The organism is Ralstonia flaminis (genome assembly GCF_958415495.1).
Taxonomy (GTDB): Bacteria; Pseudomonadota; Gammaproteobacteria; order Burkholderiales; family Burkholderiaceae; genus Ralstonia; species Ralstonia flaminis.
This window is the reverse complement of record NZ_CATZLL010000001.1, coordinates 86,475-104,978: the sequence shown is the minus strand read 5'-3', so window position 1 is coordinate 104,978 and position 18,504 is coordinate 86,475. Positions and strand designations below refer to the sequence as shown.

The window sequence follows — 18,504 nt, the reverse complement described above, 5'->3', positions numbered from 1 at the left end:
AGAGGTTTTTCGCTATGAAAACGGCTGGACAGTGTCCAGCCGTTTTTTTTGTTTACACTGCGTCGCGAGTTCTCCATCTGCCGCTGACATGAGCCGCCTCTTCGAGCAAAACCGCATCGCCGTTGTCTGGGATTTCGACAAGACGCTGATCCCGCGCTATATGCAAGTGCCGCTGTTCGAGCATTTCAACATCGCTGAGCAGGGTTTTTGGGATGAAGTCGAAGCCGGTTCGAGGGCAATCGAATCGCGAGGCCAGAAGGTCAATCGCGAAACCTTCTATCTGAATGTTCTGCTGCGCCACGTGCGCGACGGCCGCATGAGTGGGCTCGATAACGCGGCACTACGCGAGCTGGGCGCTCACCTTGAGTTCTTTCCCGGCGTGACCGATTTCTTCGAGCGCAGCAAGGCCTGGGTGCGTGACAACGGCGCGTATCAAGCCTTCGACATCAAGCTCGAGCACTACATCGTCAGCACCGGCCTGACGGAGATGATCAAGGGTTCACCCATCGCCCCTTATATCGACGGCGTGTGGGGCTGCGAATTCCTGGAGGCGCCCGACGCGAATGGTCGCCAAGTCATCTCAGAAGTTATCTATGCCATCGATAACACCACCAAGACGCGTGCGCTGTTCGAGATCAACAAGGGTGTTAACAAGCATCCCGAGGCCGTCAACGTGAACTCGTCGATTGCCGAGGATGAGCGCCGCGTGCCATTTGCCAACATGATCTACGTGGCGGATGGTCCGAGCGATATTCCGGCGTTCTCGGTGGCGCGTAAGGGTGGTGGTCGCACGTATGCGGTCTATAACCCTGAGAGCGCGCGTTCGTTCGAGCAGGCCGATAACCTGCGTGCCGATGATCGGGTCGACATGCTCGGCCCGGCCGACTATCGTGCCGGCTCGCCCACCGAGATGTGGCTCAAGTTGCATATCGGCAAGATCGCTGACGCTATCGTCCACGGCAAACAAGAGATTCTGCGCGAGACATCGCGAGGCATCCCGCAGCACTTTGTTGAACCCAAGCGCAGCGCCACGTAACCCATACCAAATCGATCCCCATGAAAGCGATTGAAATCACCCAGTACGGCGGGCCCGAAGTCCTGAAGCTTGGCGAGCGCCCGATGCCCGAGCCGAAGGCGGGCGAAGTGCTGATCCGCGTGCGCGCAGCCGGTGTCAATCGGCCCGATGTATTCCAGCGCACCGGCAACTATCCGGTCCCACCGGGCGCGTCTGATATTCCGGGGCTGGAAGTGGCCGGAGAAATTGTCGGCGGCGATCTGTCACACGCGGATAACCGTTATGGCCTGAAGGCAGGCGATCGCGTATGCGCGCTCGTGCAAGGCGGCGGCTATGCCGAGTTCTGCGCTGCACCGGTCGGTCAGGTGCTGCCGGTGCCGGCGGGCCTTTCTGACGTCGAGGCGGCAGCGCTGCCCGAGAACTACTTCACCGTGTGGTCGAACGTGTTTGATCGCGGCTTGCTGGGCCAGGGCCCGCACGGCAAGGATGAGACGCTGCTCGTGCAGGGCGGCTCCAGCGGCATTGGCACGACGGCGATCCAGATGGCTTCGGCACTGGGCTATCGCGTGTTTGCCACGGCCGGTAGCGCTGACAAGTGCGCTGCGTGTGTCGAGTTGGGAGCCACACGCGCCATCAACTACAAAACCGAAGACTTCGTCGAAATTGTCAAGGCTGAGACGGGGCGGGGCACCGACGTGGTGCTCGACATGGTGGGCGGCAGCTATGTCGCCCGTGAGATCACTTGCACGGCTGACGATGGCCGCATCGTGTTGATCGCGCTGCTGGGTGGTGCCAAGGCTGAAGTGCCGCTGGGCGACATTCTGCGCCGACGCATTACGCTCACCGGGTCGACGTTACGTCCGCGCTCGGTGGCCTTCAAGGCGGCAATTGCCGCCAACCTGCATGAGCATGTGTGGCCGCTGCTGGCGTCGGGCCGCATCAAGCCTGTCATCCATGAGGTCTTGCCGGCAGCGCAGGCTGCGCAGGCGCACGCCCTGATGGAGTCCAGTGCGCACATCGGCAAAATCATGTTGGTTTGGGATTGAACTCAGGACGTCAAAATTGACCCTGTTTTTGCCGCCACGGTAGAATGCCGGGTTTATTTGACAGTCGACCGGGCGGAACAAGAACGTGAACGCAAGACCGAAGCTGGTGGTAGGCAACTGGAAGCTGCATGGCAGCCTGAACACCAACGCCGCGCTGCTTGAGCAGATCAAGGCCGCAGGCAAGGCCAACGCCACGCTGGCGGTGTGCGCGCCGTTCCCGTATCTGGCCCAATGCCAGTCGCTGCTGGCGGGTTCGGCAGTGGGCTGGGGCGCGCAGGATGTGTCGGCTGAAACGCGTGGCGCGTTCACCGGTGAGGTGGCGGCATCGATGCTGTCGGAATTTGGTTGCGGCTACGCAATCGTCGGTCATTCCGAGCGCCGCACGTATCACGGCGAAACCGATGCGCAAGTGGCGACCAAGGCACTGCGCGCGTTGGAGCACGGCATCACGCCGATCGTCTGCGTGGGTGAGACGTTGGCACAGCGTGAAGCGGGTGAAACCGAGCAAGTGGTGGGTCGCCAGCTGGATGCGGTGCTGGAAGCGCTGTCGATCGAGCAGTTGGGTCGCATCGTTGTTGCCTACGAGCCGGTCTGGGCAATCGGCACCGGCAAGACTGCAACCAGCGAGCAAGCGCAGGCCGTGCACGCTTTCCTGCGCTCGCGCGTCGCAGCCCGTGATGCGGGTGTGGCGCAGCGTCTGCAGATTCTGTACGGCGGCAGCGTCAAGCCGGACAACGCGGGCGAGCTGTTTGCGATGGCGGACATCGATGGCGGCCTGATCGGCGGTGCATCGCTGAAGGCCGAAGATTTCCTGGCGATCGGTCGCGCTTGAGCGGTTGATCGAGGTTGCGGCATGCGGCGCATGTGCAACCGCAACATATTATTGAGAGAAACGAAATGGCAATTCTGAAGACTCTGCTGCTGGTGGCGCAAATTCTGAGCGCGCTTGGTGTGATCGGTCTGGTGCTGCTGCAGCATGGCAAGGGTGCTGATGTGGGTGCCGCCTTCGGCTCGGGCGCATCGGGTAGCCTGTTTGGTGCAACGGGTTCGGCAAACTTCCTGTCGCGTACGACGGCCGTGCTGGCCACCGTGTTCTTTGTGGCTACGCTGGCGCTGACGCTGATCGGTACCAACAAGGGCAGCGTTTCGGCGGGTGTGATGGGTTCAGTAGCTCCGGTTGTGCCGGCTGCTTCGGCGCCTGCAGCATCGGCTCCGGCTGTTCCGGCCGCGGCCTCCGCACCGGCCGTGCCAAAGTAATTTGATGTAACGATCGCGGACGCACGGTTGATTTTTTTTCGGTGCGTCGCGAGCTATAAGATTTTTGTTTGTGCATTGAACAAAAGCTTCGCTTTGCGGTAGAATGTGAGGCTTGAAACAATACGGAAAACGGCAACGGCGTTAAGCCTGATCCGCGGTCCTGATAGAGTTTCTTCCCCCAGCCGACGTGGTGAAATTGGTAGACACGCTATCTTGAGGGGGTAGTGGCGAAAGCTGTGCGAGTTCGAGTCTCGCCGTCGGCACCAATCAAATTCGGGGTCTGGTCAACGGGATGTATTCCGTTTAGGTCTGGGCCCCATCCGCAAGGCGACGTGCAGTTGATGCGTCGTGAGGCTGCGGACCCGGCGCCTTCGATGGGGCGACAAGGCGCCGCCTGCGGGCAGTGCTGTTGCAACCATTCAAAAAGGCGGGCGTCCCTTGAACCTCGAAGCCTATTTCCCCGTACTGTTGTTCATCGTCGTTGGTGTTGGCCTTGGCCTTGCACTCATGACCATCGGCCGAATTCTCGGTCCGAACAATCCCGATCCTCAAAAGCTCTCGCCGTACGAGTGCGGTTTCGAAGCCTTCGAAGACGCGCGGATGAAGTTCGACGTGCGCTATTACCTCATCGCCATCCTGTTCATCCTGTTCGATCTGGAGACCGCGTTCCTCTTCCCGTGGGGCGTGGCGCTGCGTGACATCGGCTGGCCGGGGTTCTTCGCGATGGGTGTGTTTCTTCTCGAGTTTCTCGTGGGCTTCGTCTACATCTGGAAAAAAGGCGCGCTCGATTGGGAGTGATGTGAAATGGCGATCGAAGGCGTACTCAACGAAGGCTTTGTCACGACCACCGCTGACAAGCTGATCAACTGGACCCGCACCGGGTCGCTGTGGCCGATGACGTTCGGCCTGGCCTGCTGTGCCGTGGAGATGATGCACGCTGGTGCATCGCGTTATGACCTGGACCGCTTCGGCGTGGTGTTCCGTCCGTCGCCGCGTCAGTCTGACGTGATGATCGTGGCCGGCACGCTGTGCAACAAGATGGCCCCCGCTCTGCGCAAGGTGTACGACCAGATGGCCGAGCCGCGCTGGGTCATCTCGATGGGCTCGTGTGCCAACGGCGGTGGCTATTACCACTATTCGTACTCTGTCGTGCGCGGTTGCGACCGCATTGTGCCGGTCGACGTGTACGTGCCGGGTTGCCCGCCGACGGCTGAAGCGTTGATCTACGGCATCATCCAGCTGCAGGCCAAGATCCGCCGCACCAATACCATTGCGCGCAAGGGCTGACATGACCGAAAAGCTTGCCACCCTGAAGGCCGCGCTCGAAAAGGCGCTGGGTAATCGCATTCAAAGCCTGACTGAGTCGGTTGGTGAACTCACCCTCGTGGTGAAGGCCGCCGATTATCTTGAGGCCATGCGTACGCTGCGCGATGACGCGTCGCTCAAGTTCGAGCAGTTGATGGACCTGTGTGGCGTCGACTATGCCGACTACGGCGACGGCGCCTGGAATGGTCCGCGTTTTGCTGCTGTGGCCCATCTGCTGTCGATCACGAACAACTGGCGCGTACGCGTGCGCGTGTTTGCACCGGATGACGACCTGCCGGTGGTGTCGTCCGTGACCACGATCTGGAACTCCGCCGACTGGTTTGAGCGTGAAGCGTTCGACCTGTACGGCTTGGTGTTCGAAGGTCACCCGGACCTGCGCCGCATCCTGACCGATTACGGCTTCATTGGCCACCCGTTCCGCAAGGATTTCCCTGTGTCGGGCTACGTCGAAATGCGCTACGACCCGGTGCAGCGCCGCGTGGTCTACCAGCCGGTGACCATCGAACCGCGCGAGATAACGCCGCGTGTGATCCGTGAGGATCAATACGGCGGTCTGAAGCACTGAAGGGCGCCCGATCATGGCAGATATCAAGAACTACACCCTGAACTTCGGCCCGCAACACCCGGCCGCGCACGGCGTGCTGCGCCTTGTGCTTGAGTTGGACGGCGAAGTCATTCAACGTGCTGACCCGCACATTGGCCTGCTGCACCGCGCGACCGAAAAGCTCGCCGAGCAGAAGACCTGGATTCAAAGCGTGCCGTACATGGACCGCCTCGACTACGTGTCGATGATGGTCAACGAACACGCCTACGTGATGGCCATCGAGCGTCTGCTGGGTCTCGAGGTGCCGCTGCGCGCGCAGTACATCCGCGTCATGTTCGACGAGATCACGCGGATCATGAACCACCTGATGTGGATCGGCTCGCACGCACTGGACGTGGGTGCCATGGCGGTGTTCCTGTACGCCTTCCGTGAGCGCGAAGACTTGTTCGACATGTACGAGGCGGTGTCGGGGGCGCGTATGCACGCCGCTTACTATCGTCCGGGCGGCGTCTACCGCGACCTGCCTGACACGATGCCGCAATACAAGGCATCCAAGGTGCGCAACGAGAAGGCCCTGGCTGCCCTGAACGAAACGCGTTCGGGTTCGCTGCTGGACTTCATCGAAGACTTCACCAATCGCTTCCCGAAGTACGTCGACGAATACGAAACGCTGCTGACTGATAACCGGATCTGGAAACAGCGTCTGGTCGGCATCGGTGTGGTGAGCCCGGAGCGTGCGCTCAACAAGGGCTTCTCCGGCGCGATGCTGCGCGGCTCGGGCATCGCCTGGGACGTGCGCAAGAAGCAACCGTATGAAGTGTATGACCGTGTTGATTTCGACATTCCGGTGGGCGTGAACGGCGATTGTTACGACCGTTATCTGGTGCGCGTTGAAGAAATGCGCCAGAGCAATCGCATCATCCGTCAGTGCATCGAGTGGCTGCGCAAGAACCCGGGTCCGGTGATTACCGACAACCACAAGGTAGCGCCACCGTCGCGTGTCGAGATGAAGACGAACATGGAAGAGCTGATTCACCACTTCAAGCTCTTTACCGAAGGCATGCACGTGCCCGAGGGCGAGGCGTATGCCGCCGTCGAGCATCCAAAGGGCGAGTTCGGTATCTATGCGATCTCGGACGGTGCCAACAAGCCGTACCGTCTGAAGATCCGCGCGCCGGGCTTCGTGCACTTGGCGGCACTCGATGAGATGGCCCGCGGCCACATGATCGCGGATGCTGTGACGATCATTGGTACGCAAGACATCGTGTTTGGCGAGATTGATCGCTAAGCCCGCAAGACATAACGGTTTGACGCGCAGGCAAGCGCGGCTGTGAAACGAGGACGCACGCCGGGGTATTTGTAGTCCGCCCCGCGTCCCGCACCAATCGCAACGAACATGCTATCAGCAGAAGCTCTCAAGGAAATCGACCGGGCGGTCGCGAAATATCCCGCCGACCAGAAGCAGTCCGCCGTCATGGCGGCGCTGGCGGTCGCGCAGAGCGAGAAAGGCTGGGTCTCGCCCGAAGTCATGCAGTTCGTGGCCGAGTACCTCGAAATGCCGCCGGTGTGGGTCGAGGAAGTGGCGACGTTCTACAACATGTACGACACCAAGCCGGTGGGCCGCTTCAAGCTGTCGGTGTGCACGAACCTGCCGTGCGCGCTGTCGGGCGGCGAGCGCGCTGCCGACTACCTGAAGAAGAAGCTGGGCATCGGTTTCAACGAGACGACTGCTGACGGCAACTTCACGCTGAAGGAAGGCGAGTGCATGGGCGCGTGCGGTGACGCACCGGTCATGATCGTCAACAACACCAATATGTGCAGCTTCATGAGTAACGAGAAGCTCGACGCGCTGATCGCCGACCTCCAGGCGAAGGCGACCAACGGAGCAGGCAAGTAAATGACCTCCCTGCACGATCGACACATCCAGCCGTTGATTCTTGCTGGCCTGAACGGCGACAACTGGCACCTCGAAGACTACGTCAAGCGTGGAGGCTATCAGCAGCTCAAGCGCATCCTGACGGAAAAGATTTCCCCTGAGCAAGTCATCGCCGACGTGAAGGCTTCAGGCCTGCGCGGCCGTGGCGGTGCGGGCTTCCCGACCGGCCTGAAGTGGAGCTTCATGCCGCGCCAGTTTCCGGGGCAGAAGTACCTGGTCTGCAACACGGACGAAGGCGAGCCGGGCACGTTCAAGGACCGCGACATCATTCGCTACAACCCGCACGCGCTGATCGAAGGCATGGCCATCGGCGGCTATGCGATGGGCATCACCGTGGGTTACAACTATATCCACGGCGAAATCTGGAACGAGTACAAGATTTTCGAGCAGGCGCTGGAAGAAGCGCGTGCTGCCGGTTTCCTGGGTGACAACATCCTCGGCTCCGGCTTCAACTTCCAGCTGCACGCGCACCATGGCTATGGCGCGTACATCTGCGGCGAAGAAACTGCGCTGCTCGAATCGCTGGAAGGCAAGAAAGGCCAGCCGCGCTTCAAGCCGCCGTTCCCGGCCAGCTTTGGCCTGTACGGCAAGCCGACCACGATCAACAACACCGAGACGTTTGCCGCGGTGCCGTTCCTGCTGTCGATCGGCCCGGACAACTACCTGAAGATGGGCAAGCCGAACAACGGCGGCTCGAAGATCTTCTCGGTGTCCGGCGATGTGGAGCGTCCGGGCAACTACGAAATCCCGCTGGGCACGCCGTTCTCCACACTCCTGGAGCTGGCCGGTGGCATGCGCGGTGGCAAGAAGCTCAAGGCAGTCATTCCGGGCGGCTCGTCGGCGCCCGTGGTCCCGGCTGACCTGATGATGGCCTCCGACATGGACTACGACTCGATCGCCAAGGCCGGCTCGATGCTGGGCTCGGGTGCCGTGATCGTGATGGACGAGACGCGCTGCATGGTGAAGTCGCTGCTGCGTCTGTCGTACTTCTACTTCGAAGAGTCGTGCGGTCAGTGCACGCCGTGCCGTGAAGGCACCGGCTGGCTGTACCGCGTGGTCGATCGTATCGAGCACGGCAAGGGCCGCCAGGAAGACCTGGAACTGCTCAACAACGTGGCCGAGAACATCATGGGCCGGACCATCTGCGCGCTTGGCGATGCCGCCGCGATGCCGGTCCGCGGCATGCTCAAGCACTACTGGGATGAGTTCGCGTATCACGTCGAACACAAGCAGTGCATGGTGCCCACCTACATTTAAGCGTGGCAGAACATGGTTGAAATCGAAATCGATGGCAAGAAGGTCGAGGTTGCCGAAGGCAGCCTGGTGATGGAGGCGGCTCGCCAAGCGGGCACCTACATTCCTCACTTCTGCTATCACCGCAAACTGTCGGTCGCGGCCAACTGCCGGATGTGCCTGGTCGAGGTCGAGAAGGCGCCCAAGGCACTGCCGGCCTGCGCTACCCCGGTCACCGCGGGCATGAAGGTCTTCACCAACTCCGAGAAGGCGGTGAAGGCGCAGAAGTCCGTGATGGAATTCTTGCTGATCAATCACCCGCTGGATTGCCCGATTTGCGACCAGGGCGGCGAGTGCCAGCTGCAGGATCTGGCCGTCGGTTACGGCAAGTCCGAATCGCGCTACAAGGAAGAGAAGCGCGTGGTGTTCCACAAGAACGTGGGCCCGCTGATCTCCATGGAAGAGATGACGCGCTGCATCCACTGCACGCGCTGCGTCCGCTTCGGCCAGGAAGTGGCCGGCGTGATGGAACTGGGCATGCTCAACCGCGGTGAGCATTCTGAGATCACCACGTTCGTTGGTCAGACCGTTGACTCGGAGCTGTCGGGCAACATGATCGACCTGTGCCCGGTCGGCGCGTTGACCAGCAAGCCCTTCCGCTACTCAGCCCGTACGTGGGAACTGGCACGCCGCAAATCGGTGTCGCCGCACGACGGCCTGGGTGCCAACGTGATCGTCCAGACGAAGAACCAGCGCGTGATGCGCGTGCTGCCGCTGGACAACGAAGCGATCAACGAATGCTGGCTGTCCGACAAGGACCGTTTCGCCTACGAAGGCGTGAACAGTGACGACCGCCTGACTCAGCCGATGCTCAAGCAGGGCGGTCAGTGGAAGGCTGTCGACTGGACCACGGCGCTGGAATACGTCGCCAATGGCCTGAACGAAATCAAACGCGACCACGGCGCCGAGCAGATCGGCGCGCTGGCCAGCCCGCACAGCACGCTGGAAGAACTGTTCCTGCTGCAAAAGCTGGTGCGCGGCATTGGCAGCGACAACGTCGACTTCCGCCTGCGTCAGTCCGATTTCTCCGCCAAGCCGACGGGTGCTCCGTGGCTCGGCATGCCAATCGCCGATGTGTCGCTGCTGCAGCGTACGCTGGTGGTGGGCGCGTTCCTGCGCAAGGATCATCCGCTGCTGGCCGCGCGTCTGCGCCAGGCTGGCAAGAAGGGTGGACAACTGAACGTGATCGGCGCTGGCGGCGAAGACCTGCTGATGCCCGCTACGCGACTGCTGGGCGCACCGTCGCAATGGCTGTCGCTGTTGTCGCAAGTGGCTGTCGCTGTTGCTGCGTCTAAGAACGTTGCGCGTCCGGCCGGTACGGAGGGTGTCGAAGCTGGTGATGTCGCCAAGCGCATCGCCGACAGCTTGGCTTCGGGCGAGCGCAAGGCGGTGTTCCTCGGCAACGCAGCTGTGGCACATCCGCAATTCTCGCAACTGCATGCGCTGGCTCAATGGGTCGCGCAGCAGACCGGTGCCGCGCTGGGCTTCCTGACGGAAGCAGCCAACACGGTCGGCGGTTACATTGCCGGCGCGCTGCCGCAGAGCAATGGCCTGGACGCTGCTGCCATGCTGGCTCAGCCGCGCCGCGCTTACGTGCTGCTGGGCGCCGAGCCGGAATTCGATACGGCCAACCCGACGCAGGCACGCGCCGCGCTGGACCAAGCTGACACCGTGATCGTGCTGGCGCCGTTCGCCTCGCGTGCCGCACTGGAATACGCCGACGTGCTGCTGCCGACCGCGCCGTTCACTGAAACCTCGGGCACCTTCGTCAACTGCGAAGGCCTGCCGCAGAGCTTCAGTGGTGTCGTGCGCAGCCTGGGTGATTCGCGTCCGGCTTGGAAGGTCCTGCGCGTGTTGGGCAACCTGCTGAATCTGTCGGGCTTCGATTACGACACCTCGGAAGTGGTACGCAACGACGTGCTGGCCAAGCCGGTGACCGATCGTCTGTCGAATGCGACGACGGCGCAAACTGCTGCCCCGGCCGCCGCTGCTGCTGGCATCGAGCGCCTGGCCGATGTGCCCATCTATCACGCCGATCCGATCGTGCGTCGCGCCGGTTCGCTGCAACTGACGGCGGCTGCCCGTGCTGCGGTTCGCGCTGGTCTGCCGGCCGATCTGTTCGCGCAACTGGGTCTGGCCAACGGCGACGCTGTTCGCGTGACGCAAGGGCAGGGTAGCGTGGTGCTGCCGGCGGTGCTGGACAAATCGCTGGCTTCCGGCGTGATCCGCGTGCCGGCTGCGACTGAGGCATCGGCTCAACTGGGCGCGATGTTCGGCGTGGTAAGCGTTGAAAAGGTTGAATCGTCCGCGCTGGCGGCTACGGTGTAAGGGTCAACATGATCGAGTCGATTACTTCTTTCGGCACGGCGACCTTCGGTGGCTGGTGGCCGCTGATCTGGACGCTGGTGCGTGCGGTCTGCATCATCCTGCCGCTGCTGCTGTGCGTGGCTTACCTGATCCTCTGGGAGCGCAAGCTGATTGGCTGGATGCACGTGCGTCTGGGTCCGAACCGCGTGGGCCCGATGGGCCTGCTGCAGCCGATCGCCGACGTGCTTAAGCTCCTGCTCAAGGAAGTCATGGTGCCGAGCCAGGTCAGCCGTGGCCTGTACATCATTGCGCCGCTGATGGTGCTGATGCCGGCTGTGGCGATCTGGGCGGTGGTGCCATTCCAGGCCGAAGCTGTGGTGTCGAACATCAATGCTGGTCTGTTGTATGTCATGGCGATCAGCTCCGTGGGTGTGTACGGCGTGATTCTGGCCGGTTGGGCTTCGAACTCCAAGTACGCGTTCCTGGGCGCGATGCGGGCTTCGGCACAGATGATTTCGTACGAAATCGCCATGGGCTTTGCGCTCGTGACCGTGCTGATGGTGACGGGCAGCCTGAACCTGTCGGACATCGTCAACTCACAGAACCGCGGTTTCTTTGCGGACCACGGGGTGAACATCCTGTCGTGGAACTGGCTGTCGCTGCTGCCGATGTTCGGCGTGTACTTCATCTCGGGCGTGGCGGAAACCAACCGTCACCCGTTTGACGTGGTGGAAGGCGAGTCGGAAATCGTGGCCGGCCACATGATCGAGTACTCGGGCATGGCGTTCGCGCTGTTCTTCCTGGCCGAGTACATCAACATGATCGTCATCTCGGCGATGACGGCAACGATGTTCCTGGGTGGCTGGGCCCCGCCGATCGATGCTCCGGTGTTCAACTGGATTCCGGGCTTCTTCTGGCTGCTGATCAAGGTTTTCCTGCTGCTGTCGGTCTTCATCTGGCTGCGCGCATCGTTCCCGCGTTATCGCTATGACCAGATCATGCGCTTGGGCTGGAAGATCTTTATTCCGCTCACCGTAGGTTGGCTGATCATCGTTGCCATCTGGCTGGTGTCGCCGTGGAACATCTGGAAGTAACGGGACAATAGGGGCGCACCATGTTGCTATCCATCAAGGAATTCTTTAACAGCCTGCTCCTGAAGGAACTCTTCAAGGGCATGGCGTTGACCGGGCGCTATCTGTTCGCGCGCAAGATCACTGTGCTCTTCCCGGAAGAGAAGACGCCGCTGTCGCCGCGCTTCCGTGGTCTGCACGCATTGCGCCGCTACCCGAACGGGGAAGAGCGCTGCATCGCATGCAAGCTGTGCGAAGCCGTGTGCCCGGCTATGGCCATCACGATCGAGTCGGATCAGCGCGACGACGGCACCCGCCGCACCACGCGCTACGACATCGACCTGACCAAGTGCATTTTCTGCGGCTTCTGTGAAGAAGCTTGCCCGGTCGATGCCATCGTCGAGACGCACATCCTGGAATACCACGGTGAGAAGCGCGGCGACCTGTACTTCACCAAGGACATGCTGCTGGCCGTGGGCGATCGCTTCGAGCCGGAAATCGCGGCGAGCAAGGCGGCCGACGCAAAGTACCGCTGATTCAAGACACTCGCTGGGCAAGCGGCGAGTGGTGCAGTTGAAATTCCGGAAGTACAACGGCTCCTCGTGAGCCAACCAGCTACGGCGGCATCATGCCGCCGCGGCTTTGGACAAGCGCGTGCCGCAAAACGGCCCGCGCCAGGATCATGGAAATCACGACGATCATCTTCTACTGTTTCGCGCTGGTGCTGGTGCTCTCAGCGCTGAAGGTCATCACCGCGAAGAACCCGGTACACGCGGCGCTGTTCCTCGTGCTGTCGTTCTTCACCGCGGCGGCGATCTGGATGCTGCTCAAGGCGGAATTCCTCGCCATTACGCTGGTGCTGGTCTACGTGGGGGCAGTGATGGTGCTGTTCCTGTTCGTGGTGATGATGATTGACATCGACATCGAACACCTGCGACGAGACTTCTGGACGTATGTGCCTCTGGCGGCGTTCGTAGGCGTGGTCATCATCCTGGAAATGGCTGTGGTGCTGACCAAGACTTTCATGGGGCGCGTACAGCCTGTGCAGGAATTGCCCAAGGGCTTCCAAGGCCCAAATACGCAGGCGCTCGGCAAGCTGATCTACACCGATTACATCTACGCCTTCGAAGTGGCGGGCATCGTGCTGCTGCTGGCTATCGTCGCCGCCGTGGCGCTGACGGCCCGCCGTCGTAAGGACACCAAGAGCCAGAAGGTGGCCGATCAGATCCGCGTGCAGCGCAAGGACCGCGTGCGCCTGGTCTCGATGCCGGCCGAGAAGGCGGCAGGCGCAGCTTCGGCTGATTCCAAGAGCTGAGCCCCGGGAGTATCCATATGTCTTCGCTATCCCTTGCCCATTACCTCGTGCTCGGCGCGGTGCTGTTTGCCATCAGCATCGTCGGCATCTTCCTGAACCGCAAGAACGTCATCGTGCTGCTGATGGCGATCGAATTGATGCTGCTTGCGGTCAACATGAACTTCGTTGCGTTCTCCCACTACCTGGGTGACCTGGCGGGGCAGGTGTTCGTGTTTTTCATCCTGACGGTGGCCGCGGCGGAATCCGCGATTGGTCTCGCCATCCTGGTGGTGCTGTTCCGTAACCTGGACACCATCAACGTTGACGATCTGGACAGCCTCAAGGGCTGATCGGCGTATCCACTTATAAGAAGCTCCATGGCTACTACGCTCAATCCCAACCTGCTGCTGGCGATCCCGCTTGCGCCGCTCGCCGGCTCAGCGATCGCCGGGCTGTTCGGCACCAAGTTCTTCGGCGAGAAGATCGGCCGCAAGACGTCCCACAGCGTCACCATCCTTGGTGTGGCGATCGCCTTCATCCTGTCGGTGTCGGTGCTGCTCGATGTCATTAACGGCGCCGGCTATAACGCCACCGTCTACGAATGGATGACGGTCGGCTCGCTGAAAATGGAAGTCGGCTTCCTCATCGATTCGCTCACGGCGATGATGATGTGCGTGGTGACCTTCGTCTCTCTGATGGTGCACATCTATACCATCGGCTACATGGCAGAAGACGACGGCTACAACCGTTTCTTCGCCTACATCTCGCTGTTCACCTTCTCGATGTTGATGCTCGTGATGAGCAACAACTTCCTGCAGCTGTTCTTCGGCTGGGAAGCGGTGGGCCTGGTGTCGTATCTGCTGATCGGCTTCTGGTTCAAGCGCCCGACGGCGATCTACGCCAACATGAAGGCATTCCTGGTCAACCGTGTGGGTGACTTCGGCTTCGTACTTGGCATTGGCCTGCTGCTGGCGTACAGCGGCAGCCTGAGCTACGCAGACGTGTTCGCCGCTCGTGACAATCTGGCGACCATCGGCTTCCCTGGCACCGACTGGCACATGCTGACGGTCGCCTGCATCTGCCTGTTCATCGGCGCGATGGGTAAGTCGGCACAGTTCCCTCTGCACGTGTGGCTGCCGGACTCGATGGAAGGTCCGACCCCGATTTCCGCGCTGATCCACGCGGCCACCATGGTGACCGCCGGCATCTTCATGGTTGCGCGCATGTCGCCGCTGTTCGAGTTGTCGGACACCGCGCTGTCGTTCGTGCTGATCATCGGCGCCATTACCGCGCTGTTCATGGGTTTCCTGGGCATCATTCAGACCGACATCAAGCGCGTCGTGGCGTATTCGACGCTGTCGCAGCTTGGCTATATGACCGTTGCGCTGGGCGCATCGGCATACCAGGTCGCCGTGTTCCACCTGATGACGCACGCGTTCTTCAAGGCGCTGCTGTTCCTGGGTGCGGGCTCGGTCATCATCGGCATGCACCACGATCAGGACATGCGCAACATGGGCGGCCTGCGCAAGTACATGCCGATCACGTGGCTGACGTCACTGGTGGGTTCGCTGGCACTGATCGGTACGCCGTTCTTCTCGGGGTTCTACTCGAAGGATTCGATCATCGAGGCGGTCGCGGAATCGCACCTGCCGGGCGCTCAGTTTGCCTACTGGGCCGTGCTGGGTGGTGTGTTCGTGACGGCGTTCTACTCGTTCCGCATGTACTTCCTGGTGTTCCACGGGGAAGAGCGTTTCGGCAAGGCTGATCAGCACCACGACGAACATCACGAAGAGGAAGATGGCGGCCACGAGCATCACGGTCTGGCGCCGGGCGAAAAGCCGCACGAGTCGCCGTGGGTGGTGACGGTGCCGCTGGTGCTGCTGGCGATTCCGTCGGTGGTGATCGGTGCCTGGGCGATCCAGCCGATGCTGTTCGGCGAGTTCTTCAAGCACGGCGTGGCGTTCGCACAGGTGATCTTCAATGGCGAGAACCACGAAGCCATGAAGGTGCTGGGCGAAGACTTCCACGGCTGGGTTGAGATGGCGGTGCACGGCTTCACGTCGGTTCCGTTCATCCTGCTGGTGTCGGGTGTGGTGCTGTCGTGGTTCTTCTACCTGAAGCGCCCGGACATTCCGGCTGCAATCGCCAAGCGTTTCTCCGGCCTCTACAAGCTGCTGGACAACAAGTACTACATGGACAAGATCAACGAGATCGTCTTCGCCAACGGTGCGGTCAAGGTTGGCCGCGGCCTGTGGAAGGGCGGCGATCAGGGTGTGATCGACGGCGTGGTCGTGAACGGCAGCGCGCGTCTGGTGGGTTGGTTCGCGAGCGTCGTGCGCCTGCTCCAGTCCGGCTACATCTATGACTACGCGTTCGCGATGATTGTCGGCACGGTTGGCCTGCTGACGTACTTCGTGTTCCTGGCGGGCAAATAAGGGATAACAAAAATGGTTCTGTCTTTTGCGATCTGGCTGCCGATCTTCTTCGGCGTGCTGGTGCTGGCCTCGGGCTCAGACCGCAATCCCGGTTATGTCCGCTGGATGTCGCTGATCGGCTCGCTAATCAGCTTTGTGATCACGCTGCCGCTCTTCACGCGTTTCGATAAGACCACGGCGGCGATGCAGTTCGTCGAGAAGTCGAGCTGGATCGAGCGCTTCCACATCAACTACTACCTGGGTGTCGACGGCATCTCGATGTGGTTCGTGGTGCTGACTGCGTTCATCACGGTGATCGTGGTGATCGCGGCCTGGGAAGTGATCACCGAGCGTGTGGCGCAGTACATGGCCGCGTTCCTGATCCTGTCGGGTCTGATGATCGGTGTGTTCGCCTCGCTCGACGGCATGCTGTTCTACGTTTTCTTCGAAGCCACGCTGATCCCGATGTACATCATCATCGGTGTGTGGGGTGGTCCGAATCGCGTGTACGCGGCGTTCAAGTTCTTCCTGTACACGCTGCTGGGTTCGCTGCTGACGCTGGTTGCGCTGCTGTATCTGTACTTCCACAGTGGTACGTTCGAGATCCTGCAGTGGCATCAGGTCAAGCTGTCGATGAACGAGCAGATCCTGATCTTCATCGCGTTCTTCATGGCCTTCGCCGTGAAGGTGCCGATGTGGCCGGTGCACACTTGGCTGCCTGACGCCCACGTGGAAGCGCCGACCGGCGGTTCCGTGGTGCTGGCCGCCATCATGCTGAAGCTGGGTGCCTACGGTTTCCTGCGGTTCTCGCTGCCGATCGCGCCGGACGCAAGCCATCAATTGTCCGCGTTCATCATCGCGATCTCGCTGATCGCCGTGATCTACATCGGTCTGGTTGCACTGGTGCAGGCTGACATGAAGAAGCTGGTCGCGTATTCGTCGATCGCGCACATGGGCTTCGTCACGCTGGGCTTCTTCATCTTCAACGAGATCGGTATTGAGGGCGGTATCGTCCAGATGATTTCGCACGGCTTCATCTCCGGTGCGATGTTCCTGTGCATCGGTGTGCTGTATGACCGCGTGCACTCGCGCCAGATCGCCGATTACGGCGGTGTGGTGAACACGATGCCGAAGTTTGCCGCGCTGTCGGTGTTCTTCGCGATGGCCAACTGCGGCCTGCCGGCGACCTCCGGTTTCGTTGGCGAATTCATGGTCATCCTGGGTTCGGTCAAGTACAACTTCTGGATTGGCCTGCTGGCGGCTACCGCCCTGATCTTCGGCGCTGCTTATTCGCTGTGGATGGTCAAACGCGTGATCTTTGGCGACGTGACGCACAAGCACGTCGCCGAGCTGAAAGACCTGAACTGCCGTGAATTCTTCATGCTCGGCGTGCTGGCGATCGCAACGCTTTACATGGGCCTGTATCCGAAGCCCTTTACCGATGTCATGCATGCGTCCGTGGTGAATCTCCTCACCCACGTGGCTCAGAGCAAGCTGTAAGCGGGGAGAAGAAACCATGCAATTGTCCTCATCCATGGCGGCTATCGCCCCGATCATCTTCCTCGCGCTCGGCATCGGTGCCGTCAACTGGATTGACCTGGCGCGCGGTCAGAACCGCAGCAGCGTTGCCTATCCGGTGTCGCTGACGATCACGCTGGTGCTGAGCGTCTGGTTTGCCATCAATGCGGCGGCCGGTGAAACGCACTACGTGTTCAGCAACCTGGCCGTGATTGATCCGATGGCCAACGTGCTGTGCTCCGTGGCCGCACTGGCGGTGTTCGTGACGCTGATCTACACGCGCAAGTACCTGGCTGATCGCGACATGTACAACGGCGAGTTCTACATGTTCGCGCTGTTCACGCTTGGCGGTCAGGTGGTGATGATCACCGGCAATAACTTCCTGACGCTTTATCTGGGTCTGGAACTGCTGTCGCTGGCTTCGTACACGCTGGTGGCATTGCGCCGTGGCGCGAACGTCTCGTCGGAATCGGCGATGAAGTACTTCATCCTCGGTGCACTGGCATCGGGTCTGCTGCTGTACGGTATGTCGATGATGTACGGCGCGACCGGCTCGCTGGACCTGGGAGAGGTGTTCCGCCAGATCAACACGGGCAACATCAACAAGACAATCCTGGTGTTCGGCGTGGTGTTCCTGGTGGCTGGCCTGGCATTCAAGCTAGGTGTGGCGCCGTTCCACATGTGGGTGCCTGACGTGTATCAAGGCTCGCCGACGGCCGTGACGCTGCTGATCGCGGGTGCACCGAAGCTGGCTGCGTTTGCCATGACGCTGCGCATCCTGGTTGAAGGCTTGCTGCCGCTGGCGTTTGACTGGCAGAACATGCTGATCGTGCTGGCCGTGCTCTCGCTGGCCATCGGTAATATCACTGGTGTGGTGCAGGCGAATTTCAAGCGCCTGTTGGGGTATTCGACGGTTTCGCACATGGGCTTTCTGCTGCTGGGTCTGCTGTCGGGCGTGAGTGCCGGCAAGCCGGATCTGACGGCTCAGGCTTACAGCGCCTCGATGTTCTACGCCGTGACTTACGTGCTGACCACGCTGGGTGCCTTCGGCATCATTCTGCTGTTGTCGCGCAAGGGCTACGAGGCGGAAGACATTGCTGACCTGAAGGGCTTGTCGAAGAAGAGCCCCTGGTTTGCGCTGCTGACGCTGTTCATGATGATGTCGCTGGCAGGTCTGCCGCCGACGGTCGGCTTCTACGCCAAGCTGTCGGTGCTGGGTGCGGTGGTGGATGCTGGCATGCCGTGGCTGGCTATCGTGGCCGTGCTGTTCTCGCTGGTGGGTGCGTTCTACTACCTGCGTGTCATCAAGGTCATGTACTTTGATGCCCCGGCTGACGAAGGTCCGGTGGAAGCCACCTTCGGCCTGCGTTCGGTACTGTCGGTCAACGGTCTGCTGGTGCTGCTGCTGGGTATCTTCCCGGCCGGCCTGATGGCGCTGTGCTACCAGGCAATTCGCCTGACGCTGGCTTCTTAATCAGGCGCGA

18 protein-coding genes and 1 tRNA gene are annotated in these 18,504 nt (G+C 61.0%); all 19 read left to right on the top strand.

The genetic code is table 11. From position 1 onward, the window contains the following. Window positions 1-88: 88 nt before the first annotated feature. The 19 genes from R2N11_RS00535 to nuoN all read left to right on the top strand — a co-directional run bounded on the left by R2N11_RS00535 (window position 89) and on the right by nuoN (window position 18,494). Entirely contained in the window at window positions 89-1,036 is a 948-nt protein-coding gene (locus tag R2N11_RS00535; RefSeq protein ID WP_316679766.1) for an HAD family hydrolase, read from the top strand. A gap of 20 nt (window positions 1,037-1,056) precedes the next feature. Next, window positions 1,057-2,061: an NAD(P)H-quinone oxidoreductase gene (locus R2N11_RS00530; RefSeq protein ID WP_316679765.1), complete on the top strand. Its 1,005-nt coding sequence runs from the start codon at window positions 1,057-1,059 to the stop codon at window positions 2,059-2,061. 85 nt (window positions 2,062-2,146) lie between these two features. Continuing rightward, entirely contained in the window at window positions 2,147-2,893 is a 747-nt protein-coding gene (gene tpiA / locus R2N11_RS00525) for a triose-phosphate isomerase (protein ID WP_316679764.1), read from the top strand. Between the two features lie 65 nt (window positions 2,894-2,958). Further along, window positions 2,959-3,318, top strand: a complete 360-nt coding sequence (gene secG, locus R2N11_RS00520) for a preprotein translocase subunit SecG (RefSeq protein ID WP_064802480.1) — start codon at window positions 2,959-2,961, stop codon at window positions 3,316-3,318. Window positions 3,319-3,499: 181 nt separating this feature from the next. Then, window positions 3,500-3,584 (top strand) — tRNA-Leu (locus R2N11_RS00515). A gap of 172 nt (window positions 3,585-3,756) precedes the next feature. Next, on the top strand, window positions 3,757-4,116 hold the full coding sequence (locus tag R2N11_RS00510) for an NADH-quinone oxidoreductase subunit A (RefSeq protein WP_048932806.1): 360 nt from the start codon (window positions 3,757-3,759) through the stop codon (window positions 4,114-4,116). A 6-nt stretch (window positions 4,117-4,122) separates the two neighbouring features. After that, the gene (locus R2N11_RS00505; RefSeq protein ID WP_003261929.1) at window positions 4,123-4,605 is read left to right on the top strand and encodes a NuoB/complex I 20 kDa subunit family protein; all 483 of its coding nucleotides are present in this window, start codon (window positions 4,123-4,125) and stop codon (window positions 4,603-4,605) included. A 1-nt stretch (window position 4,606) separates the two neighbouring features. Next, window positions 4,607-5,209, top strand: coding sequence for an NADH-quinone oxidoreductase subunit C (locus R2N11_RS00500; protein WP_316679762.1), 603 nt, complete (start codon window positions 4,607-4,609; stop codon window positions 5,207-5,209). A gap of 13 nt (window positions 5,210-5,222) precedes the next feature. Beyond that, entirely contained in the window at window positions 5,223-6,476 is a 1,254-nt protein-coding gene (locus R2N11_RS00495; RefSeq protein ID WP_199031619.1) for an NADH-quinone oxidoreductase subunit D, read from the top strand. Window positions 6,477-6,584: 108 nt separating this feature from the next. Beyond that, complete coding sequence (nuoE, locus tag R2N11_RS00490; protein ID WP_021194987.1) at window positions 6,585-7,085, top strand: NADH-quinone oxidoreductase subunit NuoE; 501 nt, start codon at window positions 6,585-6,587, stop codon at window positions 7,083-7,085. Continuing rightward, window positions 7,086-8,381, top strand: coding sequence for an NADH-quinone oxidoreductase subunit NuoF (nuoF, locus tag R2N11_RS00485; RefSeq protein ID WP_316679760.1), 1,296 nt, complete (start codon window positions 7,086-7,088; stop codon window positions 8,379-8,381). It abuts the gene before it with no gap. 12 nt (window positions 8,382-8,393) lie between these two features. Next, window positions 8,394-10,745, top strand: coding sequence for an NADH-quinone oxidoreductase subunit NuoG (nuoG, locus tag R2N11_RS00480; protein WP_316679759.1), 2,352 nt, complete (start codon window positions 8,394-8,396; stop codon window positions 10,743-10,745). A gap of 8 nt (window positions 10,746-10,753) precedes the next feature. Further along, window positions 10,754-11,818: an NADH-quinone oxidoreductase subunit NuoH gene (gene nuoH / locus R2N11_RS00475; protein WP_021194984.1), complete on the top strand. Its 1,065-nt coding sequence runs from the start codon at window positions 10,754-10,756 to the stop codon at window positions 11,816-11,818. A gap of 23 nt (window positions 11,819-11,841) precedes the next feature. After that, entirely contained in the window at window positions 11,842-12,330 is a 489-nt protein-coding gene (gene nuoI, locus R2N11_RS00470) for an NADH-quinone oxidoreductase subunit NuoI (protein ID WP_199031623.1), read from the top strand. A gap of 146 nt (window positions 12,331-12,476) precedes the next feature. Next, entirely contained in the window at window positions 12,477-13,109 is a 633-nt protein-coding gene (locus R2N11_RS00465) for an NADH-quinone oxidoreductase subunit J (protein WP_199031616.1), read from the top strand. Between the two features lie 17 nt (window positions 13,110-13,126). Continuing rightward, the gene (gene nuoK, locus R2N11_RS00460) at window positions 13,127-13,438 is read left to right on the top strand and encodes an NADH-quinone oxidoreductase subunit NuoK (protein WP_021194982.1); all 312 of its coding nucleotides are present in this window, start codon (window positions 13,127-13,129) and stop codon (window positions 13,436-13,438) included. A 27-nt stretch (window positions 13,439-13,465) separates the two neighbouring features. Beyond that, window positions 13,466-15,523 carry an NADH-quinone oxidoreductase subunit L gene (gene nuoL / locus R2N11_RS00455; protein ID WP_199031615.1) on the top strand — a complete coding sequence of 686 codons (2,058 nt, stop codon included), beginning with the start codon at window positions 13,466-13,468 and terminating at the stop codon, window positions 15,521-15,523. A 12-nt stretch (window positions 15,524-15,535) separates the two neighbouring features. Next, window positions 15,536-17,002 carry an NADH-quinone oxidoreductase subunit M gene (locus R2N11_RS00450; protein ID WP_316679758.1) on the top strand — a complete coding sequence of 489 codons (1,467 nt, stop codon included), beginning with the start codon at window positions 15,536-15,538 and terminating at the stop codon, window positions 17,000-17,002. 16 nt (window positions 17,003-17,018) lie between these two features. Further along, entirely contained in the window at window positions 17,019-18,494 is a 1,476-nt protein-coding gene (gene nuoN / locus R2N11_RS00445; protein ID WP_316679757.1) for an NADH-quinone oxidoreductase subunit NuoN, read from the top strand. Window positions 18,495-18,504 lie beyond the last annotated feature (10 nt).

What these genes read in the sequence shown, in the direction of transcription:
- R2N11_RS00495 (WP_199031619.1), top strand. Translation starts at nt 5,223, where the DNA reads ATGGCAGATATCAAGAACTACACCCTGAACTTCGGCCCGCAACACCCG.
- R2N11_RS00450 (WP_316679758.1), top strand. Translation starts at nt 15,536, where the DNA reads ATGGTTCTGTCTTTTGCGATCTGGCTGCCGATCTTCTTCGGCGTGCTG.
- nuoE (WP_021194987.1), top strand. Translation starts at nt 6,585, where the DNA reads ATGCTATCAGCAGAAGCTCTCAAGGAAATCGACCGGGCGGTCGCGAAA.
- R2N11_RS00505 (WP_003261929.1), top strand. Translation starts at nt 4,123, where the DNA reads ATGGCGATCGAAGGCGTACTCAACGAAGGCTTTGTCACGACCACCGCT.
- nuoL (WP_199031615.1), top strand. Translation starts at nt 13,466, where the DNA reads ATGGCTACTACGCTCAATCCCAACCTGCTGCTGGCGATCCCGCTTGCG.
- R2N11_RS00535 (WP_316679766.1), top strand. Translation starts at nt 89, where the DNA reads ATGAGCCGCCTCTTCGAGCAAAACCGCATCGCCGTTGTCTGGGATTTC.
- R2N11_RS00465 (WP_199031616.1), top strand. Translation starts at nt 12,477, where the DNA reads ATGGAAATCACGACGATCATCTTCTACTGTTTCGCGCTGGTGCTGGTG.
- nuoH (WP_021194984.1), top strand. Translation starts at nt 10,754, where the DNA reads ATGATCGAGTCGATTACTTCTTTCGGCACGGCGACCTTCGGTGGCTGG.
- R2N11_RS00500 (WP_316679762.1), top strand. Translation starts at nt 4,607, where the DNA reads ATGACCGAAAAGCTTGCCACCCTGAAGGCCGCGCTCGAAAAGGCGCTG.
- nuoN (WP_316679757.1), top strand. Translation starts at nt 17,019, where the DNA reads ATGCAATTGTCCTCATCCATGGCGGCTATCGCCCCGATCATCTTCCTC.
- nuoG (WP_316679759.1), top strand. Translation starts at nt 8,394, where the DNA reads ATGGTTGAAATCGAAATCGATGGCAAGAAGGTCGAGGTTGCCGAAGGC.
- secG (WP_064802480.1), top strand. Translation starts at nt 2,959, where the DNA reads ATGGCAATTCTGAAGACTCTGCTGCTGGTGGCGCAAATTCTGAGCGCG.
- R2N11_RS00530 (WP_316679765.1), top strand. Translation starts at nt 1,057, where the DNA reads ATGAAAGCGATTGAAATCACCCAGTACGGCGGGCCCGAAGTCCTGAAG.
- nuoF (WP_316679760.1), top strand. Translation starts at nt 7,086, where the DNA reads ATGACCTCCCTGCACGATCGACACATCCAGCCGTTGATTCTTGCTGGC.
- nuoK (WP_021194982.1), top strand. Translation starts at nt 13,127, where the DNA reads ATGTCTTCGCTATCCCTTGCCCATTACCTCGTGCTCGGCGCGGTGCTG.